General features: G+C 60.3%; 13 protein-coding genes and 1 pseudogene. 9 read left to right on the top strand and 5 right to left on the bottom strand.

From position 1 onward, the window contains the following. Nucleotides 1-13: 13 nt before the first annotated feature. From PSAKL28_RS19305 to arfB, 7 genes and pseudogenes are all read left to right on the top strand, one after another. Complete coding sequence (locus tag PSAKL28_RS19305; RefSeq protein WP_038613506.1) at nucleotides 14-877, top strand: PHP domain-containing protein; 864 nt, start codon at nucleotides 14-16, stop codon at nucleotides 875-877. 13 nt (nucleotides 878-890) lie between these two features. Next, nucleotides 891-1520: an L-threonylcarbamoyladenylate synthase gene (locus tag PSAKL28_RS19300; RefSeq protein WP_038613504.1), complete on the top strand. Its 630-nt coding sequence runs from the start codon at nucleotides 891-893 to the stop codon at nucleotides 1518-1520. Further along, nucleotides 1517-2347, top strand: a complete 831-nt coding sequence (locus tag PSAKL28_RS19295; RefSeq protein ID WP_038613502.1) for a segregation and condensation protein A — start codon at nucleotides 1517-1519, stop codon at nucleotides 2345-2347. Before PSAKL28_RS19300 ends, PSAKL28_RS19295 begins: the two co-directional genes overlap by 4 nt. 14 nt (nucleotides 2348-2361) lie before the next feature. Then, nucleotides 2362-3120, top strand: a pseudogene (gene scpB, locus PSAKL28_RS19290) (SMC-Scp complex subunit ScpB); the annotation flags it as partial. Between the two features lie 165 nt (nucleotides 3121-3285). Further along, complete coding sequence (gene rluB, locus PSAKL28_RS19285) at nucleotides 3286-4389, top strand: 23S rRNA pseudouridine(2605) synthase RluB (RefSeq protein WP_038613498.1); 1104 nt, start codon at nucleotides 3286-3288, stop codon at nucleotides 4387-4389. A 696-nt stretch (nucleotides 4390-5085) separates the two neighbouring features. Next, nucleotides 5086-6501 carry an amino acid permease gene (locus PSAKL28_RS19280; protein WP_038616879.1) on the top strand — a complete coding sequence of 472 codons (1416 nt, stop codon included), beginning with the start codon at nucleotides 5086-5088 and terminating at the stop codon, nucleotides 6499-6501. 142 nt (nucleotides 6502-6643) lie between these two features. Next, on the top strand, nucleotides 6644-7057 hold the full coding sequence (arfB, locus tag PSAKL28_RS19275) for an alternative ribosome rescue aminoacyl-tRNA hydrolase ArfB (protein WP_038613496.1): 414 nt from the start codon (nucleotides 6644-6646) through the stop codon (nucleotides 7055-7057). Nucleotides 7058-7157: 100 nt separating this feature from the next. Here the strand turns inward: arfB and PSAKL28_RS28310 are convergent, their stop codons facing one another. The 4 genes from PSAKL28_RS28310 to phhA form a co-directional block, all read right to left on the bottom strand. Further along, nucleotides 7158-7286 (bottom strand): hypothetical protein, encoded by a 129-nt coding sequence (locus PSAKL28_RS28310; RefSeq protein WP_257011818.1) that lies wholly within the window; start codon nucleotides 7284-7286, stop codon nucleotides 7158-7160. 186 nt (nucleotides 7287-7472) lie between these two features. Beyond that, entirely contained in the window at nucleotides 7473-8666 is a 1194-nt protein-coding gene (locus PSAKL28_RS19270) for an amino acid aminotransferase (protein WP_038613494.1), read from the bottom strand. After that, nucleotides 8666-9022 (bottom strand): 4a-hydroxytetrahydrobiopterin dehydratase, encoded by a 357-nt coding sequence (locus PSAKL28_RS19265; RefSeq protein WP_038613492.1) that lies wholly within the window; start codon nucleotides 9020-9022, stop codon nucleotides 8666-8668. The genes PSAKL28_RS19270 and PSAKL28_RS19265 overlap by 1 nt, the downstream gene beginning before the upstream one ends. 42 nt (nucleotides 9023-9064) lie before the next feature. Next, entirely contained in the window at nucleotides 9065-9853 is a 789-nt protein-coding gene (gene phhA, locus PSAKL28_RS19260; protein WP_038613490.1) for a phenylalanine 4-monooxygenase, read from the bottom strand. A 292-nt stretch (nucleotides 9854-10145) separates the two neighbouring features. Here phhA and PSAKL28_RS19255 point away from each other — a divergent pair, with 292 nt between their 5' ends. Then, nucleotides 10146-11705 (top strand): sigma-54-dependent phenylalanine hydroxylase transcriptional regulator PhhR, encoded by a 1560-nt coding sequence (locus tag PSAKL28_RS19255; RefSeq protein WP_038613489.1) that lies wholly within the window; start codon nucleotides 10146-10148, stop codon nucleotides 11703-11705. A gap of 122 nt (nucleotides 11706-11827) precedes the next feature. On the opposite strand, the gene PSAKL28_RS19250 is transcribed toward PSAKL28_RS19255, so the two are convergent. Further along, nucleotides 11828-12088, bottom strand: coding sequence for a DUF2790 domain-containing protein (locus PSAKL28_RS19250; protein ID WP_038613487.1), 261 nt, complete (start codon nucleotides 12086-12088; stop codon nucleotides 11828-11830). 405 nt (nucleotides 12089-12493) lie between these two features. Here PSAKL28_RS19250 and acs point away from each other — a divergent pair, with 405 nt between their 5' ends. Continuing rightward, nucleotides 12494-14455, top strand: coding sequence for an acetate--CoA ligase (gene acs / locus PSAKL28_RS19245; RefSeq protein ID WP_038613485.1), 1962 nt, complete (start codon nucleotides 12494-12496; stop codon nucleotides 14453-14455). Nucleotides 14456-14503: the final 48 nt, after the last annotated feature.

Here is a 14503-nt window from a genome sequence, read left to right as displayed (position 1 = left end):
GAAAGCGCCACCTATGAATGTTGATCTGCACTGCCACAGTACGGCCTCCGATGGCGCCCTGTCGCCGACGGCACTGGTCGCCCGGGCCCATGAGCACGGCGTGCGGATGCTCTCGCTGACTGACCACGACACCCTTGAAGGGCAACTTGAGGCCCGCGCCGCTGCACAGGCGCTGGACATGCAGTGGGTCAGCGGGATCGAGTTGTCGTGCACCTGGGGCGGCGCGACCATCCATGTATTGGGCTACAACTTTGCCCTGGACGCTGCGCCTTTGCTCGACGCCGTCGAATCGTTGCACCGCGGGCGCTGGTTGCGCTCCGAAGAAATCGACCGGCGGTTGGCAGCCAAAGGCATGCCGGGCGCGTTGGAGGGCGCACGGGCCATCCAGCAGGAGCTGGGCGACAGCGGCAACGCCCCGGCACGTCCGCACTTTGCCGAGTTCCTGGTGCGTGCAGGCCACGTCAAAGACCGCGCCGAGGCCTTTCGCAAGTGGTTGGGCGCCGGCAAGCTGGGTGACGTCAAGCTGCACTGGCCAACCCTCGACGAGACCGTGGAAACCCTGCGCAAATCCAATGCCTGGGTCAGCCTGGCGCACCCGATGCACTATGAATTAACACGCAGCAAGCGCCGCCGGCTGATTGCCGACTATATTCAAGCAGGCGGCCAGGCGCTGGAAGTGGTCAACGGCATGATGCCGGCCGAACAGGTGGGCACCATGTCCATCCTGGCCCGTGAATTCGGCCTGCTGGCCAGTGCCGGCAGTGACTTCCATGGCCCTGGCACCTGGGGTGAGATCGGTGCTTACCGGCCATTGCCAGAGGACCTGCCACCTTTGTGGCGTCGATTCAAACATGAACAGCCAAACGCGGCCGTCTGAACAGGAAGAGAATGTGAGTCAGTTTTTCCAGATTCATGCGGAAAACCCGCAACCGCGCCTGATCAAGCAGGCGGTCGAAATCATTCGCAAGGGGGGCGTGGTTGTCTATCCCACCGATTCCTCCTACGCGCTGGGTTGTCAGATTGGTGACAAAAACGCCGTGGAGCGGGTCCGTCGCCTGCGACAACTGGACAAGAACCACAACTTCACGCTGATTTGCTGCGACCTGTCGCAAATGGGCCTGTTCGCCAAGATCGATACGGGGATCTTCCGGCTGCTCAAGGCGCACATTCCTGGCCCCTACACCTTCATTCTCAACGGCACCCGCGAAGTGCCGCGGCTGCTGCTGCACGAAAAACGCCGCACGATTGGCTTGCGTGTGCCGCAGAACCCGATTTTGCTCGCATTGCTCGAAGAGCTTGGCGAGCCGCTGATGAGCGTCAGCTTGATCCTGCCGGGCGATGAAGAGCCCATGACTGACCCTTATGAGATTCGCGAACGCCTGGAGAAGCAGGTAGACCTGATCATCGACGGCGGCTACGGCGACCTCAAGGCGTCCACCGTGGTTGACTTGAGTGGCGATGAACCTGAGGTGATCCGCGTCGGTTGCGGTGATCCGGCACCGTTTCTGGTTGAAGCGTGAGCCAGGCATCCAGCACCGGGCCGAACAGCGATCCGCAAGCAGGCGCCCAGCAGGAACTGCCACTGGTGCTGGTCTATGGCGAGGCCATGACCGAAATGCCGGTGGACCTGTACATTCCACCGGACGCCCTGGAAGTGTTCCTCGAAGCCTTCGAGGGGCCGCTGGACCTGTTGCTCTACCTGATCCGCAAGCAGAACGTCGACATCCTCGATATTCCCGTGGCCGAGATCACCCGTCAGTACATGGGGTATGTCGAGTTGATGAAGACCGTGCGCCTGGAGCTGGCGGCCGAGTATCTGGTGATGGCGGCGATGCTGGCGGAGATCAAGTCGCGCATGCTCTTGCCGCGATCGGCCGAGATCGAGGAAGAGGAGGGTGATCCGCGTGCCGAACTGATTCGCCGCCTGCAGGAGTATGAGCGCTTCAAGGCCGCGGCCGAGGGCATTGATGGCCTCAGCCGGGTCGGCCGCGAGATCATCGTGCCGCGCCTCGATGCACCCCAGGCCAAGGCGCGCAAACTGTTGCCGGAAGTCAGCCTGGAAGAGCTGCTGATGTCGATGGCCGAGGTGCTGCGCCGCGGCGATCTGTTCGAAAGTCATCAGATCAGCCGTGAGGCATTATCGACCCGCGAGCGCATGAGTGAAGTGCTCGAACGCCTCAAGGGCGGTGGCTTTGTGCCGTTCGTCGAGCTGTTTACTGCCGAGGAAGGCAAACTGGGCGTGGTGGTGACCTTCATGGCAATTCTTGAACTGGTGAAGGAATCCTTGATCGAACTGGTGCAAAATGAGCCCTTCGCGCCGATCCACGTCCGCGCCCGGGCTGAGTGACAACGAGCAACGCCATGAACCTGAATGATCCGCGCGACCTGGCGCCCCTGCTTGAAGCCTTTTTGCTGGCCTCGGGAAAACCGCAATCGCTGGAGCGGCTGTTCGAGCTGTTCGAAGAAGCCGAGCGCCCCGAACCTGCCGTGTTCAAGAAAGCCCTGGAAGTGTTGCGCAAGTCCTGCAACGGCCGCGCTTTCGAACTCAAGGAGGTGGCGTCGGGCTATCGCCTGCAAATTCGTGAAGACTACGCCCCCTGGGTAGGCCGTTTGTGGGAAGAGCGACCGCAGCGTTACTCCCGCGCGCTGCTGGAGACCATGGCCCTGATCGCCTACCGTCAGCCCATCACCCGCGGCGAAATCGAAGACGTGCGAGGTGTGGCAGTCAACACCAATATCGTCAAGACCCTGCTCGAACGTGAATGGATCCGCATCGTTGGCTACCGTGAGGTGCCGGGCAAGCCGGCGATGTTCGCCACCACCAAGGCCTTCCTCGATCATTTCAACCTGAAGAACCTCGATGATCTGCCGGCCCTGGCCGATCTGCGCGAAATGGAACCGGAGCCGGTGCTGGAACTGGATGATGCTCCGGTGCCGGCCCATCTGCAGGCCCTCGCCGATGAAAGCGCTGAGCCGCAGGAGCCCAAGGAAGAAACCAGCTTCCGTAGCCTGTTGGTCGAGCTCGACTCCATGGAGGAGGGCCTCAAGACTGACTTTGACGACTTGCTGGAGGAAGAACCTGCGGCTGAAGACGCCGAGGCTCTTGATCCGGAGCCCGAAACGCCAAGGCAGTGAGCTTTGGCCTTCGGGCAGAAATAACCGTCGACCTGGAGAATTTCAACTAGTCTCAGGTGCGCTCGGCGCGTGATCAGCGTATGATTCGCGACCTTTTTGGCGCTTGTTCGCCCAATCAGCTTTCAATACTTACACCGGGAGGTGCCCAGCATGAGTGACAAAGACCTGCAAGAAACCCAGCCATTGCCGCCATCAGGCGAGAAACTGCAAAAAGTTCTCGCACGTATCGGCGTGGGTTCGCGTCGTGACGTCGAGGCCTGGATCAGCCAGGGCCGGATCAAGGTCAACGGCGTGGATGCCACCCTGGGTCAGCGCGTCGATCTGCATGATGCGATTTCCGTCGATGGCCGCCTGATCAAGCGCGAAGAGTCCGCCGAGACCGTGCGCCGGGTGATCATGTACAACAAACCCGATGGCGAGATCTGCACTCGCGACGACCCGGAAGGCCGTCCGACCGTGTTCGACCGCCTGCCACGGCCGAAAGAAGGCCGCTGGATCAACATCGGTCGCCTGGACATCAACACCACCGGCCTGCTGATGTTCACCACTGACGGTGAGCTGGCCAACCGTCTGATGCATCCTTCCTACGAAATGGACCGTGAGTACGCGGTGCGTGTGCGTGGTGAAGTCGACGAAGACATGATTGCCCGCCTCAAGGCCGGTGTCGTGCTCGAAGATGGCCCTGCGCGTTTCACCGATATCCAGGAAGCGCCTGGTGGCGAAGGCTTCAACCACTGGTACCACTGTGTGGTGATGGAAGGCCGTAACCGTGAAGTGCGTCGCCTGTGGGAATCCCAGGGCCTGGTGGTCAGCCGCCTGAAGCGCGTGCGTTTTGGTCCGGTGTTCCTCAACTCCGACCTGCCGATGGGCCGCTGGCGCGAAATGAGCCAGCAGGAAGTCGACATCCTCGCGGCTGAAGTTGGTCTGACCCCGGTGTCGATGCCAGTCCTGAACCACAAGTCCAAGGACAAACTGGAGCGTCTGCAGCGCAAGTCCACCCGTCCGCTGGGTCGTGGTGAGCGCGTGCGTACCCTGCGTCCGGCTCAGGAAGGTGCAGCTGCAGCCGAGCGTCCGGCCCGTCAACCGCGTGGTGCTGAAGCCGAACGTCCGGCTCGCCAGCCTCGTGGCGAAGCACCGCGCAAGGACACCGGCCGTGGCCGCAGCACCGTGGCGGAACGTCCGAGCGAGATGAACAAGCGTGGCAAGCCGGCCCCCAAGCGTCCAGGCAGCACCCGCAACAAGCCTCGCCCGTAACCTGTGGGAGCGGGCTTGCCCCGCGATGCGATGTAACTGATAAATCGCAATCGCGGGGTAAACCCGCTCCCACCGTGTGAAAAAAGCCAACCTTCGGGTTGGCTTTTTTTTGTCTGTAAAAACCGTGTGTTACAGACGTCTCTGTAAGCACTGGAAAGTTTTTAAACCGCCACGTAAATAAATCGTTACAAAGCCGCCCGCCCCGCAAGGTGGTTTCCGGGATCTGCCGCCGCTGTAAACAGAACTTGCCGCAAAGCCCGGCCCAGTGCGATTTACGTACACGTCAAGTGCTTGCCCGCAACCCTCGGGAACGGTGAGATGGGTGCCATTGCCGTGTGCAAAGCCGGGCCGGAGAGCCGGGCATTCAATAAGAACAAATGGAGGCGCCATGTACGCCGATTACCCTCCCAGGCTTCATTCTTTCCTCAGGAACGGTGCGTTTTGTCATCAGACAATCACGCAACGTGTTGACCCCTGCGCGTCTGCAGGGGTATACAATGCGCCGCGTTTTACCTGTGACCCCAATGCGTACCGCGCACTCTTGCTGACACCCGGCTGATTTACCCACGGCGTTTGCCCTGGATGGGCAGCAGTTGGCCAAGATCCTCAAGGTAACCACCTTGTTAATTCCGCTGCGCCACGAGCGCGGTGGGTCCGATTCCGTCACAGATAAAAACAATGCAGGTGACTTCGTTCATGAGTGGACAAAACACGCATTCAGGCGAGCTGAAACGCGGCCTGAAAAATCGCCATATCCAGTTGATCGCCCTGGGCGGTGCAATTGGTACCGGGTTGTTTCTCGGATCGGCCGGGGTGATGAAGTCGGCGGGCCCGTCGATGATTCTCGGCTATGCGATCTGTGGCTTCATCGCCTTCATGATCATGCGCCAGCTTGGCGAGATGATCGTCGAAGAGCCGGTGGCAGGTTCCTTCAGTCACTTTGCCCACAAATACTGGGGCGGTTTCGCTGGCTTCCTGTCCGGTTGGAACTGCTGGGTGCTGTACATCCTGGTCGGTATGTCGGAGCTGACCGCCGTCGGCAAGTACGTACACTACTGGTGGCCGGAGATCCCGACCTGGGCCTCGGCTGCAGCCTTCTTCATCCTGATCAACGCGATCAACCTGGCCAACGTCAAAGTGTTCGGCGAGGCCGAGTTCTGGTTCGCGATCATCAAGGTCCTGGCTATCGTCGGCATGATTGCCCTGGGCAGCTACATGCTGGTCAGCGGTAGCGGCGGTCCGCAGGCTTCGGTGAGCAACCTGTGGGAGCATGGCGGTTTCTTCCCTAACGGGGTGAGCGGCCTGGTCATGGCTCTGGCGATCATCATGTTCTCCTTCGGCGGTCTGGAAATGCTCGGTTTCACCGCAGCAGAAGCCGACAAGCCGAAAACCGTGATCCCGAAAGCGATCAACCAGGTGATCTACCGTATCCTGATTTTCTACATCGGTGCCCTGGTGGTGCTGCTGTCGCTGACTCCGTGGGACAGCCTGGTAGCCAGCCTCGATGCCTCCGGTGGCACCTATGGCGCCAGCCCGTTCGTGCAGGTGTTCTCGCTGCTGGGTAGCGATGTTGCTGCGCACATCCTCAACTTCGTGGTCTTGACTGCGGCGCTGTCGGTGTACAACAGCGGCACCTACTGCAACGCCCGCATGCTCTACGGCATGGCTGAGCAGGGCGATGCCCCGGCCGGCCTGGCGAAGATCGACAAACGCGGTGTGCCGGTACGTTCGATCCTGGCGTCGGCGGCCGTGACCCTGGTGGCCGTGCTGCTCAACTACTTCATCCCGCAGCATGCGCTTGAGCTGCTGATGTCGCTGGTAGTGGCGGCCCTGGTGATCAACTGGGCGATGATCAGCTACTCGCACCTGAAGTTCCGCCAGCACATGGACAAGACTGGCCAGAAGCCGCTGTTCAAGGCGCTGTGGTACCCCTACGGCAACTACGTCGTCCTGGCCTTTGTGGTGCTGATTCTGGGTATCATGCTGCAGATTCCAGGCATCCAGATATCGGTGTACGCGATTCCGGTGTGGCTGGTGGTGATGTTTGCCTGCTACGGCCTGAAGAACAATCGCCAGGCCCGTATGTCCGAGGCAAATCCTGCTGCCAAGTAAGACCTGAGTAATGTACAAGCCCGGTGGGAGCGGGCTTGCCCGCGATAGTGGTTTTCTACTCAATCACATCGCGAGGCAAGCTCGCTCCCACTGGGCTTTTTGTTTTTGCGGTATCCTCATGGCCTTATCAGGCCTGTGACCCATGTTGATCATTTCCAATTCCGTGCACATCCCCGACCAGGAAATCGAGCTGACGGCTATCCGCGCCCAGGGGGCAGGTGGGCAGAACGTCAACAAGGTCTCCAGTGCCATGCACCTGCGTTTCGATACTCAGGCCTCATCCTTGCCGCCGTTCTACAAAGAGCGCTTGCTGGCGTTGCGCGACAGTCGCATTACCCGTGACGGGGTGATCATCATCAAGGCTCAGCAATACCGCACTCAGGAGCAGAACCGCACAGATGCCCTGGAGCGCTTGCGTGAGTTGATCCTGGCGGCGGTCAAGGTGGAGAAGGCGCGACGTCCGACCCGCCCGACATTGGGTTCGAAAACCCGGCGGCTGGACACCAAGAGCAAGCGTGGAACGATCAAGGCCGGACGCGGCAAGGTCGATTACTGAGGCGTGGAGAGTGTTGGCGGGGAATTCTTGACGGTGTGAAAACGCGTTGACGGGGTAGTCCCTGCATCAGCCGTTTTCACACAGTCTGACGGTTGCGCGGTTATTCCTGGTCGGCGCTGGAAGTTTCGTCGCCGTCGTGGTCAGCCTGGGCTGGTTCGGCGCTGTGAGTGGCAGGTGTCTGCTCTTCTGGGGTCAGGCTTGGGAAGGGAAGATTCGGGATTTCATGCATCTCGTCGTTCCTCGCAAGTGTGTGGAAAGGCTGCGCAAGGCGCGCATGGCTTGTAAAAAGCTCGTGCAGGATACAGGAGTCTGAATGACAGTATGAGTTTTCCTGCTTAATGGCTATCGCGGGGCAAGCCTGCTCCCACAGGATTTGTATGATCTCTGTGGGAGCGGGCTTGCCCCGCGATGCTTTTCAGCGACAGACGTCAGCGATCGCTGCCGCCAGGGCGTCAAGGCGTGCCGCATCAGCACCCGCGATGTTCGCCCGGCCAGTGCCGACCATGTACACGCTATGCCGCTCACGCAGTTGCTTGACCTGCTCCGGCGACAAGCCGGTGTAGGAGAACATCCCGCGTTGCGCGGCGATGTGGGCAAAGCGTTCGCTCAGGCCGTGAGGTGCCAGTGCCTCGACCAGCCCGACCCGCAGTTGGGCAATGCGCTGGCGCATGGCCTCGACTTCTTCGACCCACAGCTGCTTGAGCGCGGCATCGCCGAGAATCTGTGCGACTACCGCAGCGCCATGATCCGGCGGCGTTGACCACAGGTTGCGCGCCAGCAGGGCCAGTTGACTGCGAACATCCAGCAGCTTCTCGGCATCATCGCTGCACACCAGCAGGGCGCCGGTGCGGTCACGGTAGAGGCCGAAGTTTTTCGAGCAGGAGCTGGTGATCAGCAGTTCGGGCAGCTCAGCGGCAAACAGCCGTACCGCCCAGGCATCTTCTTCCAGGCCATCGCCAAAGCCTTGGTAGGCGAAGTCAATCAGCGGCAGCAACTCGCGGCGGCGGACCACTTCCAGTACTGCGCGCCAGTCGTCCTGGGACAGGTCGAAGCCGGTCGGGTTGTGGCAGCAGGCGTGCAATAGCACCACGTCGCCTTTGGGCGCCGCTTCCAGCGCGGTTAGCATCCCGCTGACGTTGAGGCGGTTATCCGCACCGACGTAAGGGTAGTGGCTGACCTTGAGGCCGGCACCGGCGAAGATGGTTTCGTGGATCGGCCAGGTCGGATCGCTCAGCCAGATGCCGCGGCCCGGCAGGCAGTGTTCGATGAACTCCGCGGCAAGGCGCAGGGCGCCGGTGCCGCCCGGTGTCTGGGTGGCGCCTGCGCGTTTGCTGGCCAGCAGGGGCGAGCCGCTACCCAGCACCAGTTCACTGATCAGACGACCGAAGTCAGCGTCGCCATGGCCGCCGACGTAGCTCTTGCTCGACTGTTGGTCGAGCAGGCGCTGTTCAGCGAGTTTGACCGCCGCTGGAATCGGCGTCAGGCCCTGGGCGTCCTTGAAGACGCCCACGCCCAGGTCAAACTTGTCTGGGTTGCTGTCGTTGGCGTAGGCCTCCATCAGCCCCAGAATCGGATCACCGGGTACGCGCCCGATCGCGCTGAAGTGCATTACTTGCGGCCTTCGGCGGTTTTGGCGACCTCGTCGGTACGCGCGGCCATGATGAAGTCGTTACGGTGCAGGCCTTTGATCGAGTGGCTCCACCAGGTCACGGTGACTTTGCCCCATTCGGTCAGCAGGCCAGGGTGATGGCCTTCAGCTTCGGAGATCTCGCCGACGGCGTTGGTGAAGGCCAGGGCGTGTTTGAAATTCTTGAACAGGAAGACTTTTTCCAGCTGCATGATGCCGTCACGGACTTCGATGTTCCAATCCGGGATCTGCTTGATCAGTACCGGCAGTTCTTCATCGCTGACCTGTGGAGCATCGGCACGGCAGGCTTCGCAGTGAGCTTGGTTCAAGGCGTTCATAAGGTTTTCCGCAAGTGGTTTGTTATTGGTTTGCAAGGTGGCTCAGGCAGCAACCTTAGGTGGAAATTTCGGTGCGTGCAGGCCCATCTTCATCGCTGTGTGAACCATGCCCATGATGTCTTCGTGGGCCAGGTCGAACAGGCGCTTGAGGTTCGGCAAGGCAAAGTACAGCGGTTGCAGGATGTCGATGCGATACGGCGTGCGCATGGCTTCCAGCGGGTCGAAGGCCTGGTGCTCGGGCTCGTCGGACAGGCTGTAGACGGTCTCTTTCGGTGAAGAAAGGATGCCGCCGCCATAGATCTTGCGACCCTGCGGGGTATCGACCAGGCCAAACTCGATGGTCATCCAGTACAGGCGGGCCAGGTAGACGCGCTCTTCCTTGGTGGCCTGAAGGCCGAGTTTGCCGTAGGTGTGGGTGAATTCAGCGAACCAGGGGTTGGTCAGCAGCGGGCAATGGCCGAAGATCTCGTGGAAAATATCCGGTTCTTGCAGGTAGTCGAGCTCTTCTTCGGTACGAATGAAGGTCGCCACTGGAAAGCGCTTGCTGGCCAGCAGCTCGAAAAAGGTCTGGAAAGGAATCAGCGCAGGCACGCGGGCGACTTGCCAGCCGGTGGTGGCGCCGAGCACCTTGTTGATCTCGCCCAACTGCGGGATGCGGTCGTGCGGCAGGCCCAGTTGTTCGATGCCGTCCAGGTATTCCTGGCACGCGCGGCCCTCGATCACTTTCAGTTGGCGGGTAATCAGGGTGTTCCACACCGCGTGTTCCTGTTGCGGGTAGTCGATAAACCCTTGCGCATCGGGCTCGCGAGCCACGTATTGCGTCTGTTTCATACTGCTCTCCTGCTGAGGGCCGTTCTTGTTATGTGTTCAAGCCGTTGCTTAAGAGATAACCCGCTGCGCCGCACTTTGCATCGGTTCGCCAGCGTCTGGGACTGGCTAAGTGGCGGATTTTCTGTAACGATTACTTTACGGATTTGGCAGGAGGCCGAAAAATCGAGGGGTGTTGAGCCTCCGTAATCGGCGTTTTGTCACGTAATCTTTACAAGAATTCTTTCGGGTTGGTAGAAAGTTCCCGGTTCGCTGGCTGTCAGGGTTCGTTCCAGGCCTATTAGTAGGACACTTCATGCGTATCAAAGTGCATTGCCAGAACCGCATCGGCATTCTGCGCGACATCCTCAACCTGCTGGTGGAATACGGCATCAACGTCGCCCGCGGCGAAGTCGGCGGTGAGCATGGCAATGCCATCTACTTGCACTGTCCCAACCTGATCAACCTGCAGTTCCAGGCCTTGCGGCCCAAGTTCGAGTCGATTGCCGGGGTGTTCGGGGTCAAGCGTGTGGGCTTGATGCCGAGCGAGCGGCGGCATATGGAGCTCAATGCCTTGCTGGGGGCGCTGGATTTCCCGGTGCTGTCGATCGACATGGGCGGTTCCATCGTCGCTGCGAACCGGGCGGCGGCGCAGTTGCTCGGGGTGCGGGTGGATGAGGTGCCGGGTATCCCCTTGTCGCGTTATGCCGAAGACTTTGACTTGCCGGAGCTGGTACGCGCCAACAAATCGCGGATCAACGGCCTGCGGGTCAAGGTCAAGGGTGACGTGTTCCTGGCCGACATCGCACCGCTGCAATCCGAGCATGACGACAGCGAGGCCCTGGCAGGGGCGGTGTTGACCCTGCACCGTGCCGATCGCATCGGTGAGCGTATCTACAACGTGCGCAAGCAGGAGTTGCGCGGCTTTGACAGCATTTTCCAGAGCTCGCGGGTAATGGCTGCGGTGGTGCGCGAGGCTCGGCGTATGGCGCCGCTGGACGCGCCACTGTTGATTGAAGGGGAGACCGGCACCGGCAAGGAACTGCTGGCGCGTGCCTGTCACCTGGCCAGCCCGCGCGGGCAAGCGCCGTTGATGGCGCTCAATTGCGCCGGCCTGCCGGAGTCCATGGCCGAGACTGAATTGTTCGGCTATGGGCCGGGTGCATTCGAAGGTGCGCGGGCTGAAGGCAAACTGGGGCTGCTGGAGCTGACCGCAGGCGGCACGCTGTTTCTCGATGGCGTGGGTGAAATGAGCCCGCGCTTGCAGGTCAAATTATTGCGCTTTCTGCAGGATGGCTGCTTCCGTCGGGTCGGCAGTGACGAGGAGGTGTATCTGGATGTGCGGGTTATCTGCGCGACTCAGGTCGACCTCTCGGAACTTTGCGCGCGCGGCGAGTTCCGTCAGGACCTTTACCATCGCCTCAACGTGCTTTCGCTGCATATCCCGCCGCTGCGCGAGTGCCTGGATGGCCTGCCGCCGCTGGTCGAGCACTTTCTCGATCAGGCCAGTCGCCAGATCGGTTGCCCGTTGCCGCGCCTGGCCTCGGCGGCCATGGAGCGCCTGAGCCAGTACCACTGGCCGGGTAACGTACGTCAATTGGAGAACGTATTGTTTCAGGCGGTATCGCTGTGTGATGGCGGGGTGGTTAAAAGCGAGCATATTCGCTTGCCGGACTATGGTGCGCGGCAACCGCTGGGTGAGTTTTCCCTAGAGGGTGACCTGGGCGAGATTGTCGGACGCTTTGAAAAAGCGGTGCTGGAACAATTGATGAGTGAATATCCGAGCAGCCGGGCGTTGGGTAAGCGCCTCGGTGTTTCACATACCACGATAGCCAACAAGTTGCGCGAACATGGTGTTGGCAAGTCGGCAGAGTAAATAAGCTGTAATGACAGAAATGTCAGCGTGGATTAGTTGTAGCGCAACGATTCAATATCGATTGTTTGAACCGCGCGCCTCGGTCAGCGGCGATCGAGGCGCGGCGAGCGGTAATCTTGAGATTATCCGTTGGAGCAACCGTTACCCATCACACGGTACTCGAGAATATGCCGCTGGCCCTGCGAGTCCTCATAGGTCATGCGCGCCGGGACCACTTCGCAGACGTTCGGGACTTCGCTCATGGAAATGACTTTGGCGATGTCCAGGTGCTGCGAGTAACTGTACTGTTCAACCGGAATCTGCTCGGCGCCGCCGTTTGCAACTTCGTCGGCCACCGCCACGCTGCAAAGACTGCCAAGTGCCAATACCAGTAAAGCTTTCATTTTCATTTTACCTGTCTAAGGTCGTAAGGGGGCACGCAGCGCTTGTGGCGCCGCGTGTACAACTAACGTTCAACTATCACAGTTATCTCGGGATTAACGGCCTTCGTGGGGGCTGTAACAAGAAGTTAATCGCGATGCCGTTGCTGGCGGGGCGAATTTTAGGGGCGGGCGCTTGCGTTAAACAGATGATGTTTTGATAAACACTGTTGGTGAAAACTGTAACAATCGCTTGCTTGACATCTTCGGATTTTATTTTTTCTGCGCACATGCCCGGCCTTGAGCCTGCGGTCAATTGCATGGGTGCAAAAGAGCAGGGCGTTACTACCAACGTCGAATGGCCTAGCGGGTCTGGTACAGTTACAACGAGGTCATACAAAAACAACTATTACACCGAGGTAGATAAAGATGAGTGCGGCTCCCCTGTATCCCGTTCGTCCCGAGGTTGCGGCCACCACCCTGACTGATGAGGCGACCTACAAGGCCATGTACCAGCAGTCGGTGATCAACCCGGACGGCTTCTGGCGTGAGCAGGCGCAGCGCCTGGACTGGATCAAGCCCTTCACCAAGGTCAAGCAGACCTCCTTCGACGACCACCATGTCGATATCAAATGGTTTGCCGACGGCACTCTGAACGTCTCCTACAACTGCCTGGACCGCCACCTTGCCGAGCGCGGTGATCAGGTCGCAATCATCTGGGAAGGCGACGATCCTTCCGAACACCGCAACATTACCTACCGCGAACTGCACGAGCAGGTGTGCAAATTTGCCAACGCCCTGCGCGGCCAGGACGTGCACCGTGGTGACGTGGTGACCATCTACATGCCGATGATTCCCGAGGCCGTAGTGGCGATGCTGGCTTGCGCCCGTATCGGCGCGATCCACTCGGTGGTCTTCGGTGGCTTCTCTCCCGAGGCGCTGGCCGGACGCATCATCGACTGCAAGTCGAAAGTGGTGATCACCGCCGACGAAGGTCTGCGTGGCGGTCGTCGCACGCCGCTCAAGGCCAACGTTGACCTGGCCCTGACCAACCCGGAAACCGCCAGCGTGCAGAAGATCATCGTGTGCAAGCGCACCGGTGGCGACATTGCCTGGCACCAGCATCGTGACATCTGGTACGAAGACCTGATGAAGGTCGCTTCCAGCCACTGCGCACCGAAAGAGATGGGTGCCGAAGAAGCGCTGTTCATCCTCTATACCTCCGGCTCCACCGGTAAGCCCAAAGGTGTGCTGCACACCACCGGCGGCTACATGGTCTACGCCGCGCTGACCCATGAGCGGGTGTTCGACTACCGTCCGGGTGAGGTCTACTGGTGCACCGCCGACGTCGGCTGGGTGACCGGTCACAGCTATATCGTCTACGGCCCGCTGGCCAATGGCGCGACCACGGTGCTGTTTGAAGGTGTGCCGAACTATCCGGACATCACCCGTGTGTCGAAGATCATCGACAAGCACAAGGTCAATATCCTCTACACTGCCCCGACCGCCATCCGTGCAATGATGGCTGAAGGTCAGGCTGCGGTTGAGGGTGCCGATGGCTCGAGCCTGCGCTTGCTCGGTTCGGTGGGTGAGCCGATCAACCCGGAAGCCTGGAACTGGTACTACCAGACCGTTGGCAAAGAGCGTTGCCCGATCGTCGACACCTGGTGGCAGACCGAAACCGGTGGCGTGCTGATCAGCCCGCTGCCAGGTGCTACCGCGCTGAAGCCGGGTTCGGCAACCCGTCCATTCTTCGGTGTGGTGCCGGCGCTGGTGGACAATCTGGGCAACCTGATCGATGGCGCTGCCGAAGGCAACCTGGTGATCCTCGATTCCTGGCCGGGCCAGTCGCGTTCGCTGTACGGCGATCACGATCGTTTCGTCGATACTTACTTCAAGACCTTCCGTGGCATGTACTTCACCGGTGACGGCGCCCGTCGCGATGAAGACGGTTACTACTGGATCACTGGTCGCGTTGACGATGTGCTCAACGTTTCCGGGCACCGTATGGGTACCGCCGAGATCGAAAGCGCCATGGTTGCCCACCCGAAAGTCGCCGAGGCAGCAGTGGTCGGCGTGCCGCACGACATCAAGGGGCAGGGTATCTATGTCTACGTCACCCTCAACGGTGGCGAAGAGCCGAACGAGGCGCTGCGTCTGGAGCTGAAAAACTGGGTGCGCAAAGAGATCGGTCCGATTGCCTCACCGGATGTCATCCAGTGGGCACCGGGTCTGCCCAAGACCCGTTCGGGCAAGATCATGCGCCGCATCCTGCGCAAGATTGCCACTGCCGAGTACGACGCCCTGGGCGATATCTCGACCCTGGCCGATCCGAGCGTGGTTCAGCATCTGATCGATACGCATAAGGACATGAGCAGGGCGTCAGCCTAAAAGCATCGCGGGGCAAGCCCGCTCCCACCGGATTTTGAGAGCCCGGTG

Origin of the sequence: Pseudomonas alkylphenolica (genome assembly GCF_000746525.1) — a bacterium.
In the GTDB taxonomy this organism is placed as follows: domain Bacteria; phylum Pseudomonadota; class Gammaproteobacteria; order Pseudomonadales; family Pseudomonadaceae; genus Aquipseudomonas; species Aquipseudomonas alkylphenolica.
This window is presented reverse-complemented; position numbering and strand designations above follow the sequence as displayed.

Coding starts and splice junctions, on each gene's coding strand:
- phhA (WP_038613490.1), bottom strand. CDS start 9,853: ATGAAACAGACGCAATACGTGGCTCGCGAGCCCGATGCGCAAGGGTTT.
- PSAKL28_RS19250 (WP_038613487.1), bottom strand. CDS start 12,088: ATGAAAGCTTTACTGGTATTGGCACTTGGCAGTCTTTGCAGCGTGGCG.
- rluB (WP_038613498.1), top strand. CDS start 3,286: ATGAGTGACAAAGACCTGCAAGAAACCCAGCCATTGCCGCCATCAGGC.
- arfB (WP_038613496.1), top strand. CDS start 6,644: ATGTTGATCATTTCCAATTCCGTGCACATCCCCGACCAGGAAATCGAG.
- PSAKL28_RS19265 (WP_038613492.1), bottom strand. CDS start 9,022: ATGAACGCCTTGAACCAAGCTCACTGCGAAGCCTGCCGTGCCGATGCT.
- PSAKL28_RS19305 (WP_038613506.1), top strand. CDS start 14: ATGAATGTTGATCTGCACTGCCACAGTACGGCCTCCGATGGCGCCCTG.
- acs (WP_038613485.1), top strand. CDS start 12,494: ATGAGTGCGGCTCCCCTGTATCCCGTTCGTCCCGAGGTTGCGGCCACC.
- PSAKL28_RS19270 (WP_038613494.1), bottom strand. CDS start 8,666: ATGCACTTCAGCGCGATCGGGCGCGTACCCGGTGATCCGATTCTGGGG.
- PSAKL28_RS19280 (WP_038616879.1), top strand. CDS start 5,086: ATGAGTGGACAAAACACGCATTCAGGCGAGCTGAAACGCGGCCTGAAA.
- PSAKL28_RS19255 (WP_038613489.1), top strand. CDS start 10,146: ATGCGTATCAAAGTGCATTGCCAGAACCGCATCGGCATTCTGCGCGAC.
- PSAKL28_RS28310 (WP_257011818.1), bottom strand. CDS start 7,286: ATGCATGAAATCCCGAATCTTCCCTTCCCAAGCCTGACCCCAGAAGAG.